Genomic DNA, 18,832 nt, shown 5'->3' with positions numbered 1-18,832 from the left:
GTTTTATGGTCCTGAGAGTGCGTTATCCGCTAAATGTCCCAATTGCCAGCCGGTTATATCCACCTTCAAAAAACGTCGTTCTCATTCCTGCTTGCTCTTCGAAAAACCATAAAAAGCGAGGCTCCCGATCATCCCTATAAGACATATGATGAACGCTAAATGATAGGCTCCTGATGGATAGTCATTACTCGTGCCTGTATAAAGAGAGATAATTATCCCGATGATCTGTATGAAAAATGCACCACCAGCCATAACAAAAAAGTTTATCCCGGCAATGACCGTTCCCGACATATTTAAAGGAAAGAGTTCCTTGATATGCGAATAGGCAAGCATACCAAACCCGCTGAAGAAACCAAGGAATATGAAAAGTACAGAATAGGTGATAGCACTCTCAATCTTCCAAATCCCCGTGAGAGGGATAAGGCATAATGCATAGCAGCTCAAACCCAGCAGAACAACGGATTTTGTCGTGCGAAAAACCCTGTCGGCAAGATATCCTGCAACAGGCGAGCCTAAAATCATGCCAAAAGAGAGCATCATTAAAATATTCCCCGCTGCAAGGGGAGTAAATCTTTTGATGACCATCAGATAAGGGCCAAGCCACACTCCCTGCAAAGCCACGAAGGTGCCGTATCTGAAAAACGCTATAGAGCCTATCTGCCAGAAAGAAAAGTTGCTCAAAATCATTTGTGCTGATTTAAGTACTCCTGTCATCTGTTCCGGGTAAAATGTATGTAACGTGTTTTCTTGCTTATCAGCAGTCACTTCTTTTAATACAAATAAAATAAGGACAGCTAGTAGAGCCGTTATAAAACCACAGCAGACAAATGTAAGTCTCCATCCGATAATAGAATTCATATATACCAGCGGTGAGGTGGCAAGGAAATTCCCCAGGGTTCCGATAGCGATAAGGGTCCCGGAAAGTGTGGAAAATCTGTGCGGAGAATGTCCGGTGGCAAAAACTTTAAGGCTGCCCATAAGCACAGATGCCATGCCTATGCCAAGCAGCGCCCTCCCCAGAAGGGCTGTATAAAAACTGCCTGAACATGCAAAAACTATGGCCCCGGATGCCCCTACCAGGGAAAAGGAGGATATGATCCTGCGGGGCTCTACCCTGTCGAGTAGCACCCCCATAGGTATCTGGAAAACGGCAAAGGTGTAAAAAAAGGCACTACCGAGTAAACCCAATCTTTCGGCGTCAAGATTGAACTCCCGCACAAGGTCCGGCGCAATGACGGCGTTTGTAACCCGGTAGAACATGGAGAAACAGAATAAAGCAGCAAGAATGGGGAAGGTAAGGAAAGATTTAAGTCTGGTCCACATTTATTCTTTCAGGATAACCCGTAAACCGATATTTTTGCCATAGATTTCTACGGTCAAAGTCGTGGCTGATACCTGACGCAGGGTCGCTTTGGCAGCTGGAAATACGAAAGGGAACCTATTTTCAGCACACCTCGAAAAAAGTTGCAATAGTCGTCAAAAAGTTTAATATATAGATGCAGAAAGTCCCTCCTCCAAAGAGATTAAATATAAGGCAGAGGTACACCAAAAGGCTTTGGAATAAATGGTGAACAAACATACAAAGGATATCAGTAAGAAAGAAGATAATTACAAAAGCGTCTACGAAAACGCCGTAGAGGGGATGTTCCGGGCGAACGCTGACGGACGGTTTATCAGCGCCAATGCTGCATTTGCCAGGATGTACGGCTTTGACTGGCCAGATAATCTCATCAAAAAAGGTTTGAACTTCGGAAACATTTATGCCGATCCAAAGGAACGTAAACGTATAAACAAACTGCTACGCGACAAAGGAAAGGCCCTAAATCTGGAAACACAGATGCATACACGGGATGGTGGTGCAAGATGGGTCCGCATGAATATAAGGGCTGAAAAAGACAATAATGGCAGCATCCTTTACTACGAAGGTACTTTAGAAGACATAACGGAGAAAAAACAGGCAGAGGACAAATACTGGAATATCTTCTTCAATGCGACAGAAGGCATTTTTCAGGTTACACCTGAGGGCCGTTTGCTTAATGCCAACCCTGCCCTTGTCCGCCTTCACGGATTTGATTCACTTGAAGAACTGTCAGAAAATTGCATGGATGTCGGTAAACAACTGCATGTCAATGTCAAAACCTGGTATGAGTATCTCGAGATGATAGGCAAGAATGGTCATGTGCATGACCACCTCTGGAGTATGTACAGAAAGGATGGCAGCATTGCATGGTTTTTGATCAATGCGCGAGCCGTCTGTGATGAAGCGGGACAGGTACTTTACCATGAAGGTACTGTGCAGGATATCACGGAAAAGAAGAACATGGTAGACCAAATCCTTATGCAACGGGATCTTGCTCTAAAGCTGGCGCAAACAGGGGATGTGGGTGAAGGGCTGACCCTTATCCTGGAAACCGCGGTGAAGGCATCGGGCATGGAAAGCGGGGGTATCTGGCTAAAAAAGCACGGAGGAGAAGATCTGGAGCTTATTTCTTCAATAGGCCTGTCACCAAAAATGGAGACAAAGGTCAGAGTTATTGCGGCCGGATCATCACCCTGGAAACGGATGATGAATGAGAAGCACATCCTGATAATCCCAAGTAGTGAATCAATGCCAACATCGAACGAAGAAGGCTACAAATATTCCGCAACCATCCCCATACTCCATGACGGGCGGGTAATCGCCTCGTTCAACCTATTTTCCAGGGTAAAAGAGACAATATCGGAGCAGGCGATCATCAGTCTCGACTTTCTCGCCGGTCAGCTTGGCAACATCATTGTGCGCATTGAAGTTCAACAAAAACTCGAGCAAGAAATCAAAACACGGACAGAGGCAGAAAAAGCACTGTACACTGAGCGGCAGGGCCTTGAAGAAGCGAATATCGCGCTAAAGGTATTGCTGAGGCAACGGGAAAAGGACAAGGAGGAACTCGAACAAAGATTCGTGTCAAATGTGAACGAGCTTGTACTCCCATATGTTGAGAAGCTGAAAAAAAATAGACTGGATGGTTTGCAGCGCACAACACTTGGATTAATAGAAACAAATCTCAGGGAAATCCTTTCACCCTTTCGTTATAACGTTCGTAATTTCAACCTTACCCCAAGACAGCTTGAAATTGTCTCTTTGATAAAACAGGGCAGAACTACAAAGGAAATTGCTGAGCTTCTCAGCGCGACCAAAGATGCCATTGATAAACAGAGGTTCATCATAAGAAAAAAACTGGGTGTCAATAATGACAAAACCAATTTACGATCACTGCTGCTTTCCCTTTAGACTGTAACCGCAGTTATCTATTTCACATACAATTGTTCAGTATCTTCCCTGACGTTTATGGAGTTAAATTTACTCCGGATATGCCATTGGCACCATTGCTTATCCTATTGGATAATATAAATTAAAAAAATGTCCCATATTTACAGTCCTTCTCTGCTTTAAGTATGACCCGGATGTTCCTATTATTCCAGTTTCATTTCATCGTTAATCTCTTCAATAGCGTTCACGGCACACTTAATCAATTATAATCCTCGTGAAGTCCGGCTGCTCGTTTCCGCTTATATAGGAACATTAGGTTCATACTTTATAGTATTTATTTCCCATTTTAATTAAAACCGTTTCAGTTTATTTTACATATTATGATGTCAACGACCACAAAGATGGTGTTGATACAAGTAAAAAAAGGGGGTTTACTATGGAACACGGATCAGGGCATGTTTCAAATTTAGAGCAAGCGCTATTACGTTCGGGCTCTACAAGAAAATATGGTACGAACAAAAAACAGCTTCTCATTATTACCACTCTTGACACAAAAGGCAGAGAAGCTGCATTCATTAAAGATGTTGCCTTAAATCTCGGAGTACATCCGATACTCATGGATATAGGCACTTTCAACACGTCCCAAATAAAGCCGGACGTGACAAACAGGGACATTGCCGCGGCAGTTAACGTTGATCTCGACGACACAGCAGGGACATGGGATAAACAACGTATCAGTTATGCCATACGAGAGGGTGGGGCCGTCATTGCAAACCGTTTGTTTGCAGAAGGGAGGTTGCATGGCGTTCTCTCAATAGGAGGCGGATCAGGAACAGGGATGGCTACTTACATTATGCGTTCCCTGCCTTTCGGTATCCCGAAGGTAATGCTCTCTACCGTGGCGTCAAGGGATGTCAGAGAATACGTTCAAACCAAAGACATCGTGATGTTTCATTCTGTTGGAGACCTTCTCGGCCTCAATGATTTCATGCGCCACCTCCTGGCGCAGGCTACACATGCTGTTTGCGGTATGATGGACAGAGAACAACCCCAAAAAAACATACCGATGATAGGGGTTACAGCATGCGGTCCCACTTCTCCCTGCGTACTTCAGCTTGAAGAGCCCCTTTTACAGAAGGAATACGAGATGATGGCATTCCATGCTGTCGGTACCGGCGGTATGGCGCTTGAGGAGCTTATCGGTGAGGGCAGAATAGAAGGTGTTCTCGATATTACACCTCGCGAGTTAGTGGATGAGTTTTATGAAGGTTTCAGTAAGGGAGCAGGCCCTGATCGCCTGGAGACGGCTGGGAAAATGGGAGTTCCTCTTGTTTTTGCACCTGGCGGGATTGATTTTTTTGGTTTTACCCCCTCTTGTCCTGCGCCGACAAAGCTTTTGTCAAGACCTACTGTGCACTACGATTACCGGATTCTTATCAGGACTGCTGTTGAGGACATGCGCAAAGTCGCACTGATTATCGGCAAAAAACTCAACAAGGCGCCGGATTTAAACTATGTTCTTATACCGAAGAAAGGGTTTTCTGAATATTCAAAGCCAGGGGAGCTGCTTTACGACCACGAGGCAGATCAGGTGTTCATCGATGTACTGAAGAGTGTTTTAAATCCGATAATTCCCTTTGAGGAGATAGATACAGATATCAACGATCCTGTCTTTGCTAAAAGAAGCGTTGAAGTTTTGGATAAGCTGATGAGGAAAAAAGAAGATGTTTCTCGACTGGCTCAGGTTGTAAACGTGTAGGACGATAGGGAGGAACAACGACTCAAGCACATTTAAATGGTGGTTGTGCTGTAAACATACGACTTATCAAATATAAACAATAATATAGTAATTAAAAAAGGAGAAAAGCAATGGAAACGAAATTAGTACAGCATGATCAGTTTTCCGAAGAATATATATCGGATCTGGAGGGTCGCAGAAGCAGGGCAAACGTTTTAGCAAGATATTTGAATGGAAAGGCTATACATGGAGCAGCAGCAGCATCAGGAGTGGCTATGGGCAGAGCTGTGGTAATAAAAAAAGATGAGGATATATTAAAGGTAAAAGATGGCATGGTGATTGTTTCCAGAACAGCTTCACCTAAACTTGCAATAATATTATCTAAAGCGAATGCGATAGCTACGGAAAATGGCGGTCAGGCTTCTAATGCAGTGGAATTTGCCAGGATATATGGTATCCCGGCAGTGATAGGTATATCCGGACTAACGGAAATAATCAGGGATGGAGATATCATAAGAGTAGATGGTACACAGGGGACTATTGAAATTAAAGAAGGTATGACATTGAACAATTGAAATAAATTAAAAAGTTATGAGTCAATCAAGTGCTCCTGGAAGCAGGTAGATCTCATTCTCCTGGACCTCCGGGTCAGAAACTGCCCTGATGCCGGAGGTCCTACCCCCTAAACTGCTATTAAATCTTACCTTCTACGCTAAATTCGTTACCGTAATATTCCCACCTTTTTTCATTTGCCTTTAATATTAAATATTTTATACGGAGAAACCCTGGGCCTGAACTCCATCTTGTATATATTTTAGTTCTGTGGGAATCTCAGGCCGGTGTATACCGATCATGGACTTACAGCTTTTAGCTCCATCTAATGTTTGAGGATTAAAGTAACTTTCGACACACCTCTGGACAGCCACTTCAATTTAAAGCCAAGCTTTTTGCAAAAATTGATAATTTAATGATTGTCAGAATCGTTTTGGGGTTCAGCATATCTCCGATGTTACTCATTTTTATCTTGTGAATTCTCCTGCATCTATTATAGATAATCGAGTAGTACTTATGCCATAATATCATTATACTAACTTTTCATCGCATTAATAAATAACGCTGATTCTCATTTAGCATGTTTCCCGATAAACTTTGTGTTATAAATAACGAGGACTATTATCGTGGATCATATGGTTTACCGGTTCTCGTAAAAGAAAAAAGGCATGATCAGACATGCACAAAATAAGGACCTATCCTTCATGTTTGAAATTCATGCAAAAGTCAATGTGAGACAATTATTATGATCCAAATAATTATAACCAAACGGACAGAATTACGAAATTAAACATTTTCAGTCACTTTGAAACCGCAGTATTTATTGAAAGGCCGAACAGGTTTATCGTTAACTGTCTTCACAACAGCAGGATAATCACGGCATATCTTCCGAACCCCGGCAGGCTCTGGGAGCTTTTGCAGAAAAACAAAACCATCTACATTACCAAAACAACTCATAGCCCGGAAAAACGTACGGATTATACCGTTATAGCAGTTGAAAAAAAAGGAGTGCCTGTCTTCCTCCATACACACCATACAAATACCGTCGTCAAATGGCTCATTGAAAAGCAGGCCATATCCGGTCTTGAGGACTATTCTATTGAAAAACCTGAGTTTACCGTAGGAAGAAGCAGATTCGATTTTCTACTTAAAAAAGGTAATGACAGAATGCTCCTTGAGGTAAAATCCTGCACTCTCTTTCATAACAGTATGGCTATGTTTCCTGATGCAGTGACGGACAGAGGACGAAGGCACGTCACAGAATTAGCTGCTTCCTCCTATTATGGCGGTGTTCTCTTTGCCGTTCATTCCAATTCCGTTAAATATTTTCTGCCTGAATATCATATTGACCCGGAGTTTTCAAAAACACTCCATACCTTTCGGAATGATATATTCATAAAAGCCGTATCCATTGCCTGGGAAAATGATCTTTCCATTGAAAACAAAACAAATGAGCTTGAAATTCCCTGGCATATATATGAAAAAGAAGGTGCGGACTGCGGAAGCTATATGCTCATTCTCAACCTTGACAATGACAAGGAAATTACAATAGGCAAACTTGGCAGCATCTTCTTTAAAAAGGGTTTTTATATATATATCGGTTCTGCAATGAAAGACCTCACTGCAAGGATAGAGAGACATAAGAGAAAAAGAAAAAATCTTTTCTGGCACATTGATTATCTGAGAGAACAAGCCGTCCTTATTCATGCCCTTCCAATACGTTCTTCGTCCCGTCTTGAATGCAAAATAGCAGGGTCTTTCCGTAAAATTTCAGATGGCCGGATAAAAGATTTCGGCTCTTCGGATTGCGACTGCGATTCACATCTTTTTTACATGGAAAAAAATCCTGTAGAGTCAAAGGAATTTATTGACCTGCTCTTATACTATAGAATGGAGCGGATAATAGAAAATTGACCCTCAATCGATGTCGGCCGGTGTTAGTTTAGTAATCCGGTTCACCCTCGTTTTTCAGTATTTTGTATTCCCTTAAATCAAGGGCATGATCTTCACCCTTTTTTATGGTTGCATCCCTGGAATAGCCATAATTTGACCAATAACCCGTACCTTCGTTCTTTACAAAATCAACTTTTACTATAGTCTTTATGCTTTTGTATCCGTACTTGAAGGGCATTATCAGCCTAAGCGGACCCCCATGTATATCGGGGAGAAATTTATCGTTCATCTCATAGACAAAAAGCACCCTTTTCTTTAAAAGGTCATCAAGCGAAATATATTCATAATAATCATCTGCCGAATAAAAATATACAAATCTTGCTTCCTTTCCAGGCCTTACAATATCAAAAAGTGTTTTCGGGCTGAAGCCTCCCCACTTTGCCTTGCTCGACCATGATTCAACGCATGTCATCCGCGAAACTTGAGTTTCTTTCCTGAGTTCTTTAATATTGGAAAGGTTTAATGTCCTTGGATTTTCACACAAACCACCGACTTTTAAAGTCCATTTATTATGATCAACAGGTTTAAAGGGCTTATAAAACCTTATATAAAATCCTTCTCTGTCCTCGTTCTCCAATATCTTCTCAACCTCCTTTGCAGAAAGCGTAGAGTGGGGAAGTATAAAGCCAATACCAAGAACAGATAGAAACTTTATGAAATTGCGCCTGTCCATATATTAATTATATCATGTCCATTGACAAACCACATAGAATAGTTAAAATTATCTCTATGAAAAGAAGAGATTTTTTGAAGTTTACTGCATCATCTTTACTTTTAGCCGGATTTCACAAAAACATCTTTGCAAAGGAGCCCTCTGTTCTGGGGGTTGCAGAAGGCAAGGATTATGCAGCCACAACAAGGAACGCCATTGCGGGATTGGGCGGCATCCGCAAATTTGTAAAAAAGGGCAATATAGTCGTTGTAAAACCGAACATAGGATGGGACAGAAAGCCGGAATATGGCGCAACCACGCATCCTGCAGTTGTAAAGGCTATAGTTGAAGATTGTCTGGAAGCCGGGGCAAAAAAAGTTAAGATTTTTGACAACACCTGTAATGATGCAAGAAGGTGTTACGAAAACAGTGGTATTCAAGCAACGTTAAGGGGATTAACAAATGTTGAGCTAAAGCACATTGAAAGCGAACGTTTTAAAAACACAAAAATTAACGGCATTTTTCTTAAAGAATGGGAACTATACGACGAAGCTCTTCTTGCCGATGTTTTTATCAATGTACCCATAGCAAAACATCATAGTCTTACTCGTCTCACTCTTGGCTTAAAAAACATCATGGGCATCATGGGTGGCAACAGAGGATACATCCACAGAAATATAGATGAAGCCCTTTCTGATGTTAATGTCTTTATGAAAAGTCATCTGACAATCATTGATGCAACGCGTATTCTCTTAAATCATGGACCACAGGGCGGGAACCTTAAAGATGTAAGGGTGCTGAATACGGTCGTTGCCTCTGCAGATATTGTCTCGGCCGATGCATATGCCACAACCCTCTTTGGTCTTAACCCACATGATATATCAACCACTGTTTCTGCGCACAGAAGAGGTCTGGGAGAAATTAACCTTAGTAAGGTAAGGATATTAAAAGGGTAAAAATGAACATCACTTTTAATATATGAAAATAACAACTTCCCGTATATCTCAGTTAATCTTCCTTGCGATATTCCTGATCTTTTTTGTTAATACAGAATATAGAGGGAAGGATGAGATATCCTTTGCTGTTAATAGTTTTTTCAGGGCTAACCCTCTTATTGTCTTAAGCTTTCTACTTGCCGCCAAGACATTTACGCTGCTTCTCTTCCCAGGGGTATTAATGTTGATTTTTTCAACATTACTCGGCAGATTTTTCTGCGGATGGATATGTCCTTTGGGCACAATTATTGACCTGATTACCAATAAAATTAAAAAAACAATGCCTGTCGGAATTTTGAAGACAAATTTCAAGTATTTTTTCCTTTTTACACTTCTATCTGCTGCATTTTTTAATGTGAATATCGCAGGGATTTTTGACCCTATTGCCATACTCGTAAGAGCCATGACATTCTTTCTTCATCCTCTACTGGGATACTCTGTAAAAGCAGGATGGTCTGGTTTATATCATATAGCAGGGGAAAATCGTGATTATGCAGCACCAGTATATGCTTTTTTAAAGGACTATATCCTGCCTTTCAGAGAAACCTTTTACCCCCTTGCCTTTATCTCTTTCATGTTTTTTCTGTTTATTATTTTCCTCGAAAGATACGAAAAAAGGAACTGGTGTAAAAATTTGTGCCCCCTTGGAACACTTCTGGGTCTTTTGGGCAGACTTTCCATATTCAAAAGGATCCCGTCACATATCTGCCGTGATTGCCAAACTTGCAAAACAACCTGCCCCACAGGTTTCGATGAAGACACACTACAGAAACAGGACTGTATTCTCTGCATGGATTGCCGTCTCAAATGCAATTTTAAAAGGGTAAATTTTGCCATGAAACTACCCTTCGCCAGGGCAACCTCTGCCAAAGCTACGTCCAAATTAATGAAAGCACCTGTTTCAGCAGGCAGAAGGGTCTTTCTGGGAGGAATGCTGTCAGGTTTTTTTGTTTCAAGAGTTTTCTCCTTTCACTTCCCATCCATACAGGATAAATCCCTGCGGCCTCCCGGGGTGCTTAATGATGGTGAATTTCTTAAAAAATGCGTGAGATGCGGCGAATGTATCAAGGTCTGCCTGAGAAATGCTCTGTACCCTGCCCTATTTCAGACAGGCATTTACGGGATTTTTATGCCAGTTCTTATACCCCGTCTTGGATATTGCGAATACAACTGCAACCTCTGCGGCCAGGTCTGCCCCACAGGGGCCATCCCGAATCTTCCCTTGGAACAAAAGAAAAAAAGCGTTATAGGCACTGCCGTAATTGACAAAAACCACTGTCTCCCTTATGCAAAAAAGATCAATTGCATCGTCTGCGAAGAACATTGTCCGGTTCCGGAAAAGGCAATAAAATTTGAGTTATTCACAGAAAAGAATTACGAAGGTAAAAGGACCGTCCTGAAAAGACCATATATTGCAGACCAATTATGCATAGGGTGCGGAATTTGTGAAAATAAATGTCCATTAGAAGGAAAATCTGCCATCGAGGTGTTTCCGGTGTCTAAAAAAACAAATAAATAATTACGGAAGATCGAGAAGCACCATCCCTGAAGCAGGATCAAGCTTCCTTATTGCATCTATCCCTTTTATTTCAAGAATGATACACTCAAGCACAATAAACGTATCAGCCATCTCACGGAGACACCCGACCTTAACTTTGTCATGCTTGCCATAGGCCCCATGAAAATGTATCTTCGGTTCTTCTTCATGCCAGAAAATTGTTCCGATTCCGATAATCTCATGACTTTCTTTCATCTCGCGCCATACCGGTATGGGCGGGAGTTCATCTTTTTCAGGACCTACTACAATCTTAGCATTCTTCATGCCGCCAAGAAGATAAAAAATGCCTGCTTTGATTACTTCCTTTTTCGCAATGCCTATAATATTGTTAATAATATCGTCGCTATCTTCAAACTTCGCAACAATGACCCTGCCGACTTCACCGGTTTGATATTTCATTTATCTCCTATGGAAATACATTTTGCTGTTATTTTAAAACTACTATAAGATTGAGAATCTATAAATATATAACCTTTGCTTCAATCATCCCATCTATGCGCAAAATCTCATCAAGCACTTCACTGCTAATATGGTCATCCACAGAAACAAAGGCAACCTCTTCCCCGCTTTTTTGCCTGGACATACCAAAACCTGAAATATTGATATTGTTATTGCCTAGTATTGTTCCTACTTTTCCGACAATACCGGGTTTGTCAAAAATTCTGAATTGTATAAAGGCACCTTCCGGCACCATATCAAGATGAAAGCGGTCAAGTAAAACAATTCTTCCCAGTTTATCCGGGAACACCGTTCCGCCGATTGATGTTTCACCTTTATCGGTCTTGATGATAAATAAAATAAGATCATTGAATTTATCAAACTGTGATGCCTTTGTCTCCTCTATAAAAATATTTCCATCTTTTGCCAGATATGGAGCATTAATATAGGTAGCAGCCCCCTTATGGTTTACTTCAAAAAACCCTTTGAGACCTGCAATGGTAAAAGGCTGGTAGCTGAAGGGAACATCAAATCTTCTTTCACAAAGGTCTTCCTCGAAGCTTTTACCGACCATGATAATCTTTATCATTTCAGGTCTTCCTTCTGAAATCTGAGCAGCAAATTTTCCCATCTTTTCGGTAAGGTTAAAATATAGCTGCATAGTTTCCGGAAGCTGTGATTTCATGAATGGTATGTTGATAGCATTAAGACATGGTCTGTTATTCAGGGCATTTAGAACCTGTTCGGCTATGATTACAGAAACCGCCTCCTGTCCCTCTGTTGTATTGGCCCCGATATGCGGCGTTACAAATAGATTTTCCAACTCCAACAGTTTGCTGTTATCGGGAGGCTCTTTTACAAAAACATCTATACCGGCACTAAATATCTTCCCTGATTTTAAGGCATTATACAGATCATCTTCATTTACTATTCCACCTCTTGCACAGTTAACAATAATGACACCGTCTTTCATCAAGGCTATCTCTCTGGCGGTAATCATGTTTTTTGTAACAGGCGTCAAAGGGGTATGGAATGTAATTATATCAACTTCCTTGAGTAAATCATCCAGCTTATCGTATAGTGTCACCCCAAGGGCATCGGCTTTGCTCCTTTTGATGTAAGGGTCATAGGAGATTATCTTCATGCCGAAACTTTTAGCTCTTATGGCAATGTTACTTCCAATCCTGCCCAGTCCCACAATACCAAGCACTTTATTATAAAGTTCTACACCCAAACTTTTTCTGTCCCACTTGCCTGATTTAAGGGAACTATTTGCAAGGGGTATCTTCCTTGCAGCGCCCAGGATATGTCCCATTGTCAACTCAGTTGCTGCAAGGGTATTTCCGGTGGGAGCATTGATAACAATAATACCTTTTTTGCTCGCAGCTTCAATATCTATATTATCAACACCAACGCCTGCTCTTCCTATAATCCTCAGTTTACCCGGGGTTTCCAACAAGCTTTCAGTAACGTTTGTTCCGCTTCGCGTAACAATAGCATCATATTCACCGATAATCTTTTTGAGTTCATCTGCCTTGATGCCGGCTTTTATATCAACTTCGGTATTGCCTTCACGTTCCAGTATATTGACACCTTTCTTTGAAATATTATCCGTGACAAGAACCTTAAATTTCTTCATACAGAGCACCTTCCGATAATCAATAGAATAATAGTATTAACAATGATAACAGTAACATTCACAGACTGAAAAATCAAGACGTTGTGATAAGATTTCGAGTAACTGCTGGTGCAAAGACATTATATAATCTCCTGTTTTCAAGGCCGGTCTTTCATCATAACTTTGCCCATTTATAGAAGAACCTTTTTGCTACCTCTGCTGAAATGATATAGAGCACGACAATAAGAAGGAGCGTCAAAATGTATGGCAGCGGTATAGGTGCAAATCCAAAGAGCGTTCCCATAGGTGTATAAGGGAAAAGGATTGTAACCACGGCGACAAGGAAAGTGGCAGTCAATAAAGCCTTACCCGGCCTACTTTTCAGGAAAGGTCCCCGGGTTCGTATGACCAGCACGATCATTGAAGCAGAAATAACGGATTCCATGAACCAGCCGGTCCTGAATTCTTCGACCGATGCATTGAGAACAAGAAGAAGGACGCCAAAGGTAAGATAGTCAAAAACAGAGCTAAGTAAACCGAAAACAAGCATAAAGTTACGGATGAACTTGATGTTCCATTTACGGGGCTGATTGAGCATCTCCTGGTCAACGCTGTCGGTGGCAATTGTCATCTCAGGAAAATCAGTCAATAGGTTCGTGAATAGAATCTGTTTTGGAAGTAGAGGAAGGAAAGAAAGAAAAAGTGAGGCCCCTGCCATGCTGAACATGTTGCCGAAGTTGGCGCTTGTAGCCATAAAGACATACTTAAGCGTATTTGCGAAAGTTTTCCTGCCCTCCAGTACACCATTTGCCAGAACACGGAGGTCTTTTTCGAGAAGTACGATATCGGCCACTTCCTTAGCCACATCTACCGCGCTGTTTACCGAAATTCCTACATCTGCAGCATGTAATGCCGATGCGTCATTGATGCCGTCTCCCATGTATCCGACTACATTTCCCGATTTCCTCAAAGCAAGGATGATACGCTCTTTTTGATTCGGCTCAATCTCAGCAAAGATATCTACGCTGTTGACCTTTTTCATCAGTGCTTCATTACTCATTTCACGAATACTGGAACCGTTCAGTATACTACGGTTCGGGAAATTCATACGCTCAGTTACACTGGCGGCAACAAGCTCGCTATCTCCGGTAATGACTTTCAGCGTGACACCGGATTCTTTAAGGATTTTGATAACTTCGATGATACCCTCCTTGATAGGGTCAAAGAAAACGAGGAAACCAAGAAAGGTCATGTGCATCTCATCATCTTTTGTCATAGAAGATTGAGAACCCATATCCTTATATGCGAGGCCAAGAGTCCTGAAACCCTTATTGCTTAGGTCAATGAACTGCTGATTGATTTTCTCCTGAAATGTTCCTATATCAGCAACCTCCCCCCCGGAAATTTCAACGGTGGAGCAAACAGCGAGTACATTTGAAAGTGCACCTTTTGTTACCATGAGATGAGCATTGTCATTATCCACAAGTATGGTAAGGCGCTTGCGGATAAAATCGTAGGGCACTTCGTTAAGCTTGCTCATATGTGAAAGGTCGAACTGCCGATATTGGCGGATTGCTTCATCAAGAGGATTTGTAAAGCCTGTTTCATAGTATGCATTGATATATGCGTAGAGAAGGGCCTTTTCGTTCTCCCGGCCCTCTATATCGAGGACAGTGTGCAATTGTACCAGGCCCTCGGTTAAGGTGCCGGTTTTATCGGAACAGAGGATATTCATGCTTCCGAAGTTCTCAATCGATGCAAGCCGTTTTACGATAACCTTCTGGCCAGCCATCCGTTTTGCACCGTGGGCAAGGTTGATACTGATAATTGCCGGTAGAAGCTGAGGCGTGAGCCCTACCGCAAGGGCAAGGGAAAAAAGGAACGATTCCAGCACTGGCCGGTGGAAATATACGTTGATAGTAAAGATCAATATTATCAGTATCATGGTAACCTCTAACAGGAGGTAGCCAAAATGACTGACACCATGTTCAAATTCCGTCTCTGGCGGCCTGAATTTAAGCTGTTCAGATATCTTTCCAAACTCCGTATCCTTCCCGGTATGAACAACAACCGCCTTTCCGTCGCCGCTCACAACATGGGTACCCATGAAAAGCGTGTTTGTTCTCCGGTTGAGAGGGGCTGCCTCGTTGAGGATCCCTGTTTCCTTTTCCACCGGGTAGGTCTCTCCTGTCAATGTTGCTTCGTCAAGAAAAAGGTCCTTGGATTCAATGATCATACAGTCACCAGGGATAATATCTCCAGCGTTTAATTTGATTATATCGCCCGGTACCACTTCTTCGATTGGCACATCCATGAAATCTCCGTCACGAAGTGTCATTGTTCTGACCTGGACAATGGAAAGGAGTTTCTGAACAGCATTAACCGCTCCACGTTCCTGGAAGAATCCAAGCAGGCCGCTAACCAGGATTATTGCCAGTATGATCAATGCATCGGTTACATCATGAAGTATAAAGGAGAGTCCAGTCGCAAAAAGTAGTATTATAATGATCGGGCTTTTGAACTGTGCAAGGATAAGTGCAAGTGAATCTTTCCTCTTCTTTGGTTTCAGGGTATTAGGGCCAAAGGTTTGAAGTCGTTTTTGTGCCTCAATCCCGGTCAAACCATCGATTGTGGCCTGAAGGCGGGTAAGCAAAGTATTTGGAGACAGCGCCCAAAAAGCATATAATTCATTTATTGATTTGATCATATTTAAATCACTATAGTTTCACAAACTTTCATGCTGCATGACCAATCTATGTTATCACTGATAACCCTAATGAATCTTCTTCAATACCGGGCAACACCATTTTGTCGCTTTCAAAAATGGGCCATGAAGACAATAAATATAATTATTTCATTAATATGATCTTTAATGCAATGAAAAACAATGCCACCCCAAATGTTCGTTATAACGCTATGTTTAATAGCCCCATCCCAAACTTTGCATTGAAAGAACTACCGAAAATGCGTCCGGGACAGATTGCGGTCGCCTTTTTCACATCTATAATCTTTGTCGATAGTACATCATTGCAGCGAGAACCGAAATAGGCGGAATGAGAAGAGACAGCGTGGTACCCGGTACCCCGTGTCTGATGTTAAAAAAATCCGGACAAAAAGACAAAGGCAGGCATGATAATAGCTCCTTCGCCAATGTCTATGAATCCGCTTAAGGCTACAGCCGCAACTCCTAATATTAAGTATAAAATCATGGATGGTATTCATATAGCGCTATCGCCTATGAACCAATTGAAAGCAGCTTTAAAGCACTCTCATATTTTTCTTTGTAGATATGATGGATAAGATCTCTGTCAAACTCGTTACCCTGTTCTAAAAGGGCATCCTTTTCCTCAGAAGTGAAGTAGCCCATGACAGGGATAAAAAAGTGCCTGTCCTCCTTCTCAATATGCTTCGGATAGAAATCTGCCAGAAACACCATGAGCTTCACAATAATCGACAGTTCTTCTTTTTTGCCTTCAATATATTTATTTCTGGCCTCTGAGAGTCGCTTCACCGTAACACGCCCAATTATGTGTTCTTCAACCAATTCGCTCATTATACGCTTTTGCTCGTCAGAGAGATCTTTTTTCTGGAGTTCCTTGAAGAGGATGTCCTCTTCTTTTCCATGATGACAAAGATCAGCGTAGGTGCGAATAAAATCAACAATGAGTTCAAGGAAATCGATATTGAGTTCGCCTCCCGTCTCAAGTCTCCCGGCTTCTTGTTTTATTGCCAGAATCATTTTCTCTATAAGACGGTGTTCGATCATTAAAGGCCCTATAGGCAGCATTTCATACCTCCGCTGATTTGTATTTCGGCCCTGCTTCTTTGCGTTGCCCTTTTTACTTTATGGAAATCCATTTTTAAATGGTTTACTCTTTTTCAGTTTTTTGCAAATTTCAGGCATCATTTTCACATGTGAATTATCTTCCCGTGCCGGTTCCTCAAGGATATTTTTACAAGTACACTTTATTATTGATCAGGCTTTTACCAACATTACAGTGCACTTTGCTCCCTTTACAACCTTTTCTGCCACACTCCCCATTAAATAATGCATCAGACCTGTTTTGCCATGGGATGCAGTAACGATCAGATCTATCTTTTTTTCTGCCTGCTCCTTAAGTATTTCTTCGTAAGGAGTGCCTTTTTTGACATCTGTGATTATTTTTAAGGACTTTGCTTCAGCAATTTTATTGATTTGTTCTTTCATCATCTCCTTGGATGAATCGATACTCTTTTTCTCAAGTTCTTCTATTATCTGGTTGTCAAGGCAATAATCTACAGCACATTGCTGGATTATTCCGATAACGTGAAAAAGGTAGATTGTGGAGTTATGCTCCTTTGCAATGTCAGCCGCCTGTTGAAGTGCCTTATCCGAGTACTTGGAAAAGTCTGTTGGTACAAGAATCTTTTTTGGTGAAAACATATGGACCTCCTTTTCATTAATAGAATAACAGAAACGTATTTACCGCCCTTAAAGAGGTATTAAAAACCGCCGGTTGATATAGTCTTTTCTTTCGAGTTCCTTGCTCAACCAGGCAAATATCCTTTGAACCCTCCATCTTTTCCTGTTTTGTTCAATTCTAAGCACACATAGCTCTTTTATTCCATTGCTCTTCAATGAGAATAGCATCAACCGGACAGTAATCAGCAGCGTCCCTGCAGGCATTCTCAAAAAAATCAGGTAAGTCTTAAGTTCTACCCAGCATATTGAGAACGAAATCATGTGTCACTCTGAAAACTTCAGGACAAATATCTTCACAACTCCCACAGCTATTATAAAGATGAGAATTAATTCTTATTTTCATTAACACCTCCTTTATCTTTTTAATGTTATGAAAGACACCAGTTTTCTTCCAAAGCAAAGACCTGCATCATTCTCTGTTGTCTCCTGCAAGAAGCTCACAAACTTGCCAGTTCATTGTTATTTCCACTAAAAAAAGTTTCATTAAACATCAATCCTATTCCGGCAGATGGAGGAAGGGGTATAGGCTCAACTTTCTCTACACCGCGTTCTGACAAAGGCAGGTAAAGCTTAATTGTTGTCCCCTTTCCCGGACTGCTTTCCATGGATATGCTCCCGTTGTGTTCTTTAACAATGTGATATGCTATGGGCAAGCCAAGACCCTTTTGCATGGTGCTGTTTTTCGATGTAAAGAAGGGCTCAAAGGCTCTTTTCAATGTAATTTCATCCATGCCATAACCCGTATCGGATATTGAACAGACAGCGCACATTGCCGACAATTTATCATTTCTATATGGATAGATTCCGTTGTTGAAATTCGCTTTTTTTGTAGCAATGGTCAACACTCCGCCAAGGGGCATTGCGTCCCGGGCATTTTTAATCAAATTCAGTAGGGCTTCCTGCATCCTGGAAATATCGGCCATAATATTTAATCTTTCATTTGTAAGATTAAATTTTATTTTAATGCCCTCGTCTTCTATGTGCTGGGGCAATATTGAGCTGGTTGCGTTGATAATATCGTTGATATCCGTTTCTTTCGGTTTAATTTCCCTGTTGTAAATAAACGACGGAAGACTTTTGAAATTAAATTGACTTTTGAAATTAAATTGATTTTTTATTTCCTTTGCCATTTGATACCTCCCTCTATGGAATAATTATTTGCCTCTTGTTTATACTCTTAGTTTTTCAATCTTTTCCAGAACTGCTGCCACTTCCTGAAAATTGCCGTCTATATAGCTCAAAAACCGTGGATGAATGCTATGACCCATGGCAACTATTTCATCTCCCGCATTGGGAAGAATGAGCAAAATGCGCATATCATCCAATAATGATTTAATTGTAAGGATATCTCTGAAGTCGTCCTCATCCGAAACCAAAAGAATTAGAATCATTCTGTCGCGTTTTATAAAACGGAGTTTTGTAAATAAATCTTCAACAGTTTTACAGATTTCTATTTTCTGATCTTTCACTGTGTTTGCTACGGTTTTTTGAAGCTCTATTTCTTTTTTACCAGTTTTTTTACTGTAAAAAATTACTGTATTTTCAATTATTTTATTCCTTAAGTGTTCCTGCATGACAGACACTTAATACAAGAATTGTGCCGGAGTATACACATA

Annotated in this window: 15 protein-coding genes; 6 read left to right on the top strand and 9 right to left on the bottom strand. The window is 41.2% G+C overall.

What is annotated here, in order from left to right; all coding sequences use genetic code 11:
* Nucleotides 1-81: 81 nt before the first annotated feature.
* Complete coding sequence (locus NT010_13925) at nucleotides 82-1,323, bottom strand: MFS transporter (GenBank protein MCX5807137.1); 1,242 nt, start codon at nucleotides 1,321-1,323, stop codon at nucleotides 82-84.
* Between the two features lie 241 nt (nucleotides 1,324-1,564).
* Here NT010_13925 and NT010_13920 point away from each other — a divergent pair, with 241 nt between their 5' ends.
* The 4 genes from NT010_13920 to sfsA all read left to right on the top strand — a co-directional run bounded on the left by NT010_13920 (nucleotide 1,565) and on the right by sfsA (nucleotide 7,454).
* Entirely contained in the window at nucleotides 1,565-3,271 is a 1,707-nt protein-coding gene (locus NT010_13920; protein ID MCX5807136.1) for a PAS domain S-box protein, read from the top strand.
* Nucleotides 3,272-3,686: 415 nt separating this feature from the next.
* Nucleotides 3,687-5,009 carry a Tm-1-like ATP-binding domain-containing protein gene (locus NT010_13915; GenBank protein MCX5807135.1) on the top strand — a complete coding sequence of 441 codons (1,323 nt, stop codon included), beginning with the start codon at nucleotides 3,687-3,689 and terminating at the stop codon, nucleotides 5,007-5,009.
* A gap of 110 nt (nucleotides 5,010-5,119) precedes the next feature.
* Nucleotides 5,120-5,563, top strand: a complete 444-nt coding sequence (locus NT010_13910; protein ID MCX5807134.1) for a PEP-utilizing enzyme — start codon at nucleotides 5,120-5,122, stop codon at nucleotides 5,561-5,563.
* 799 nt (nucleotides 5,564-6,362) lie between these two features.
* Nucleotides 6,363-7,454 carry a DNA/RNA nuclease SfsA gene (sfsA, locus tag NT010_13905; GenBank protein MCX5807133.1) on the top strand — a complete coding sequence of 364 codons (1,092 nt, stop codon included), beginning with the start codon at nucleotides 6,363-6,365 and terminating at the stop codon, nucleotides 7,452-7,454.
* Between the two features lie 28 nt (nucleotides 7,455-7,482).
* Here the strand turns inward: sfsA and NT010_13900 are convergent, their stop codons facing one another.
* Entirely contained in the window at nucleotides 7,483-8,166 is a 684-nt protein-coding gene (locus NT010_13900; protein MCX5807132.1) for a molybdopterin-dependent oxidoreductase, read from the bottom strand.
* 56 nt (nucleotides 8,167-8,222) lie between these two features.
* Between NT010_13900 and NT010_13895 the strand changes: the two genes are divergently transcribed.
* A complete protein-coding gene (locus NT010_13895) occupies nucleotides 8,223-9,101 on the top strand; it encodes a DUF362 domain-containing protein (protein MCX5807131.1) in 879 nt (292 codons plus the stop codon).
* A 22-nt stretch (nucleotides 9,102-9,123) separates the two neighbouring features.
* Nucleotides 9,124-10,659, top strand: coding sequence for a 4Fe-4S binding protein (locus NT010_13890; GenBank protein MCX5807130.1), 1,536 nt, complete (start codon nucleotides 9,124-9,126; stop codon nucleotides 10,657-10,659).
* Here the strand turns inward: NT010_13890 and NT010_13885 are convergent, their stop codons facing one another.
* From NT010_13885 to NT010_13855, 7 genes are all read right to left on the bottom strand, one after another.
* A complete protein-coding gene (locus tag NT010_13885) occupies nucleotides 10,660-11,097 on the bottom strand; it encodes a DUF296 domain-containing protein (protein ID MCX5807129.1) in 438 nt (145 codons plus the stop codon).
* A gap of 58 nt (nucleotides 11,098-11,155) precedes the next feature.
* Complete coding sequence (serA, locus tag NT010_13880; GenBank protein MCX5807128.1) at nucleotides 11,156-12,775, bottom strand: phosphoglycerate dehydrogenase; 1,620 nt, start codon at nucleotides 12,773-12,775, stop codon at nucleotides 11,156-11,158.
* A 154-nt stretch (nucleotides 12,776-12,929) separates the two neighbouring features.
* Nucleotides 12,930-15,461 (bottom strand): magnesium-translocating P-type ATPase, encoded by a 2,532-nt coding sequence (gene mgtA, locus NT010_13875; protein ID MCX5807127.1) that lies wholly within the window; start codon nucleotides 15,459-15,461, stop codon nucleotides 12,930-12,932.
* A gap of 528 nt (nucleotides 15,462-15,989) precedes the next feature.
* Nucleotides 15,990-16,541 carry a hemerythrin domain-containing protein gene (locus NT010_13870; protein ID MCX5807126.1) on the bottom strand — a complete coding sequence of 184 codons (552 nt, stop codon included), beginning with the start codon at nucleotides 16,539-16,541 and terminating at the stop codon, nucleotides 15,990-15,992.
* Between the two features lie 189 nt (nucleotides 16,542-16,730).
* Nucleotides 16,731-17,177 (bottom strand): universal stress protein, encoded by a 447-nt coding sequence (locus tag NT010_13865; GenBank protein ID MCX5807125.1) that lies wholly within the window; start codon nucleotides 17,175-17,177, stop codon nucleotides 16,731-16,733.
* 476 nt (nucleotides 17,178-17,653) lie between these two features.
* Entirely contained in the window at nucleotides 17,654-18,346 is a 693-nt protein-coding gene (locus NT010_13860; GenBank protein ID MCX5807124.1) for an ATP-binding protein, read from the bottom strand.
* 39 nt (nucleotides 18,347-18,385) lie between these two features.
* Nucleotides 18,386-18,790: a hypothetical protein gene (locus NT010_13855; GenBank protein MCX5807123.1), complete on the bottom strand. Its 405-nt coding sequence runs from the start codon at nucleotides 18,788-18,790 to the stop codon at nucleotides 18,386-18,388.
* Nucleotides 18,791-18,832: the final 42 nt, after the last annotated feature.

The organism is Pseudomonadota bacterium, from assembly GCA_026388275.1.
GTDB lineage: Bacteria > Desulfobacterota > Syntrophorhabdia > Syntrophorhabdales > Syntrophorhabdaceae > JAPLKB01.
The sequence above is the reverse complement of the archived record's forward strand: the minus strand, read 5'-3'. Positions and strand labels throughout refer to the sequence as shown.

Bases quoted from the DNA above. Each gene is read 5' to 3' on its own strand.
- NT010_13870 (MCX5807126.1), bottom strand. From the start codon at position 16,541: ATGCTGCCTATAGGGCCTTTAATGATCGAACACCGTCTTATAGAGAAA.
- NT010_13865 (MCX5807125.1), bottom strand. From the start codon at position 17,177: ATGTTTTCACCAAAAAAGATTCTTGTACCAACAGACTTTTCCAAGTAC.
- NT010_13925 (MCX5807137.1), bottom strand. From the start codon at position 1,323: ATGTGGACCAGACTTAAATCTTTCCTTACCTTCCCCATTCTTGCTGCT.
- NT010_13855 (MCX5807123.1), bottom strand. From the start codon at position 18,790: ATGCAGGAACACTTAAGGAATAAAATAATTGAAAATACAGTAATTTTT.
- NT010_13915 (MCX5807135.1), top strand. From the start codon at position 3,687: ATGGAACACGGATCAGGGCATGTTTCAAATTTAGAGCAAGCGCTATTA.
- NT010_13910 (MCX5807134.1), top strand. From the start codon at position 5,120: ATGGAAACGAAATTAGTACAGCATGATCAGTTTTCCGAAGAATATATA.
- serA (MCX5807128.1), bottom strand. From the start codon at position 12,775: ATGAAGAAATTTAAGGTTCTTGTCACGGATAATATTTCAAAGAAAGGT.
- NT010_13895 (MCX5807131.1), top strand. From the start codon at position 8,223: ATGAAAAGAAGAGATTTTTTGAAGTTTACTGCATCATCTTTACTTTTA.
- NT010_13920 (MCX5807136.1), top strand. From the start codon at position 1,565: ATGGTGAACAAACATACAAAGGATATCAGTAAGAAAGAAGATAATTAC.
- NT010_13900 (MCX5807132.1), bottom strand. From the start codon at position 8,166: ATGGACAGGCGCAATTTCATAAAGTTTCTATCTGTTCTTGGTATTGGC.
- NT010_13885 (MCX5807129.1), bottom strand. From the start codon at position 11,097: ATGAAATATCAAACCGGTGAAGTCGGCAGGGTCATTGTTGCGAAGTTT.
- mgtA (MCX5807127.1), bottom strand. From the start codon at position 15,461: ATGATCAAATCAATAAATGAATTATATGCTTTTTGGGCGCTGTCTCCA.
- NT010_13890 (MCX5807130.1), top strand. From the start codon at position 9,124: ATGAAAATAACAACTTCCCGTATATCTCAGTTAATCTTCCTTGCGATA.
- NT010_13860 (MCX5807124.1), bottom strand. From the start codon at position 18,346: ATGGCAAAGGAAATAAAAAATCAATTTAATTTCAAAAGTCAATTTAAT.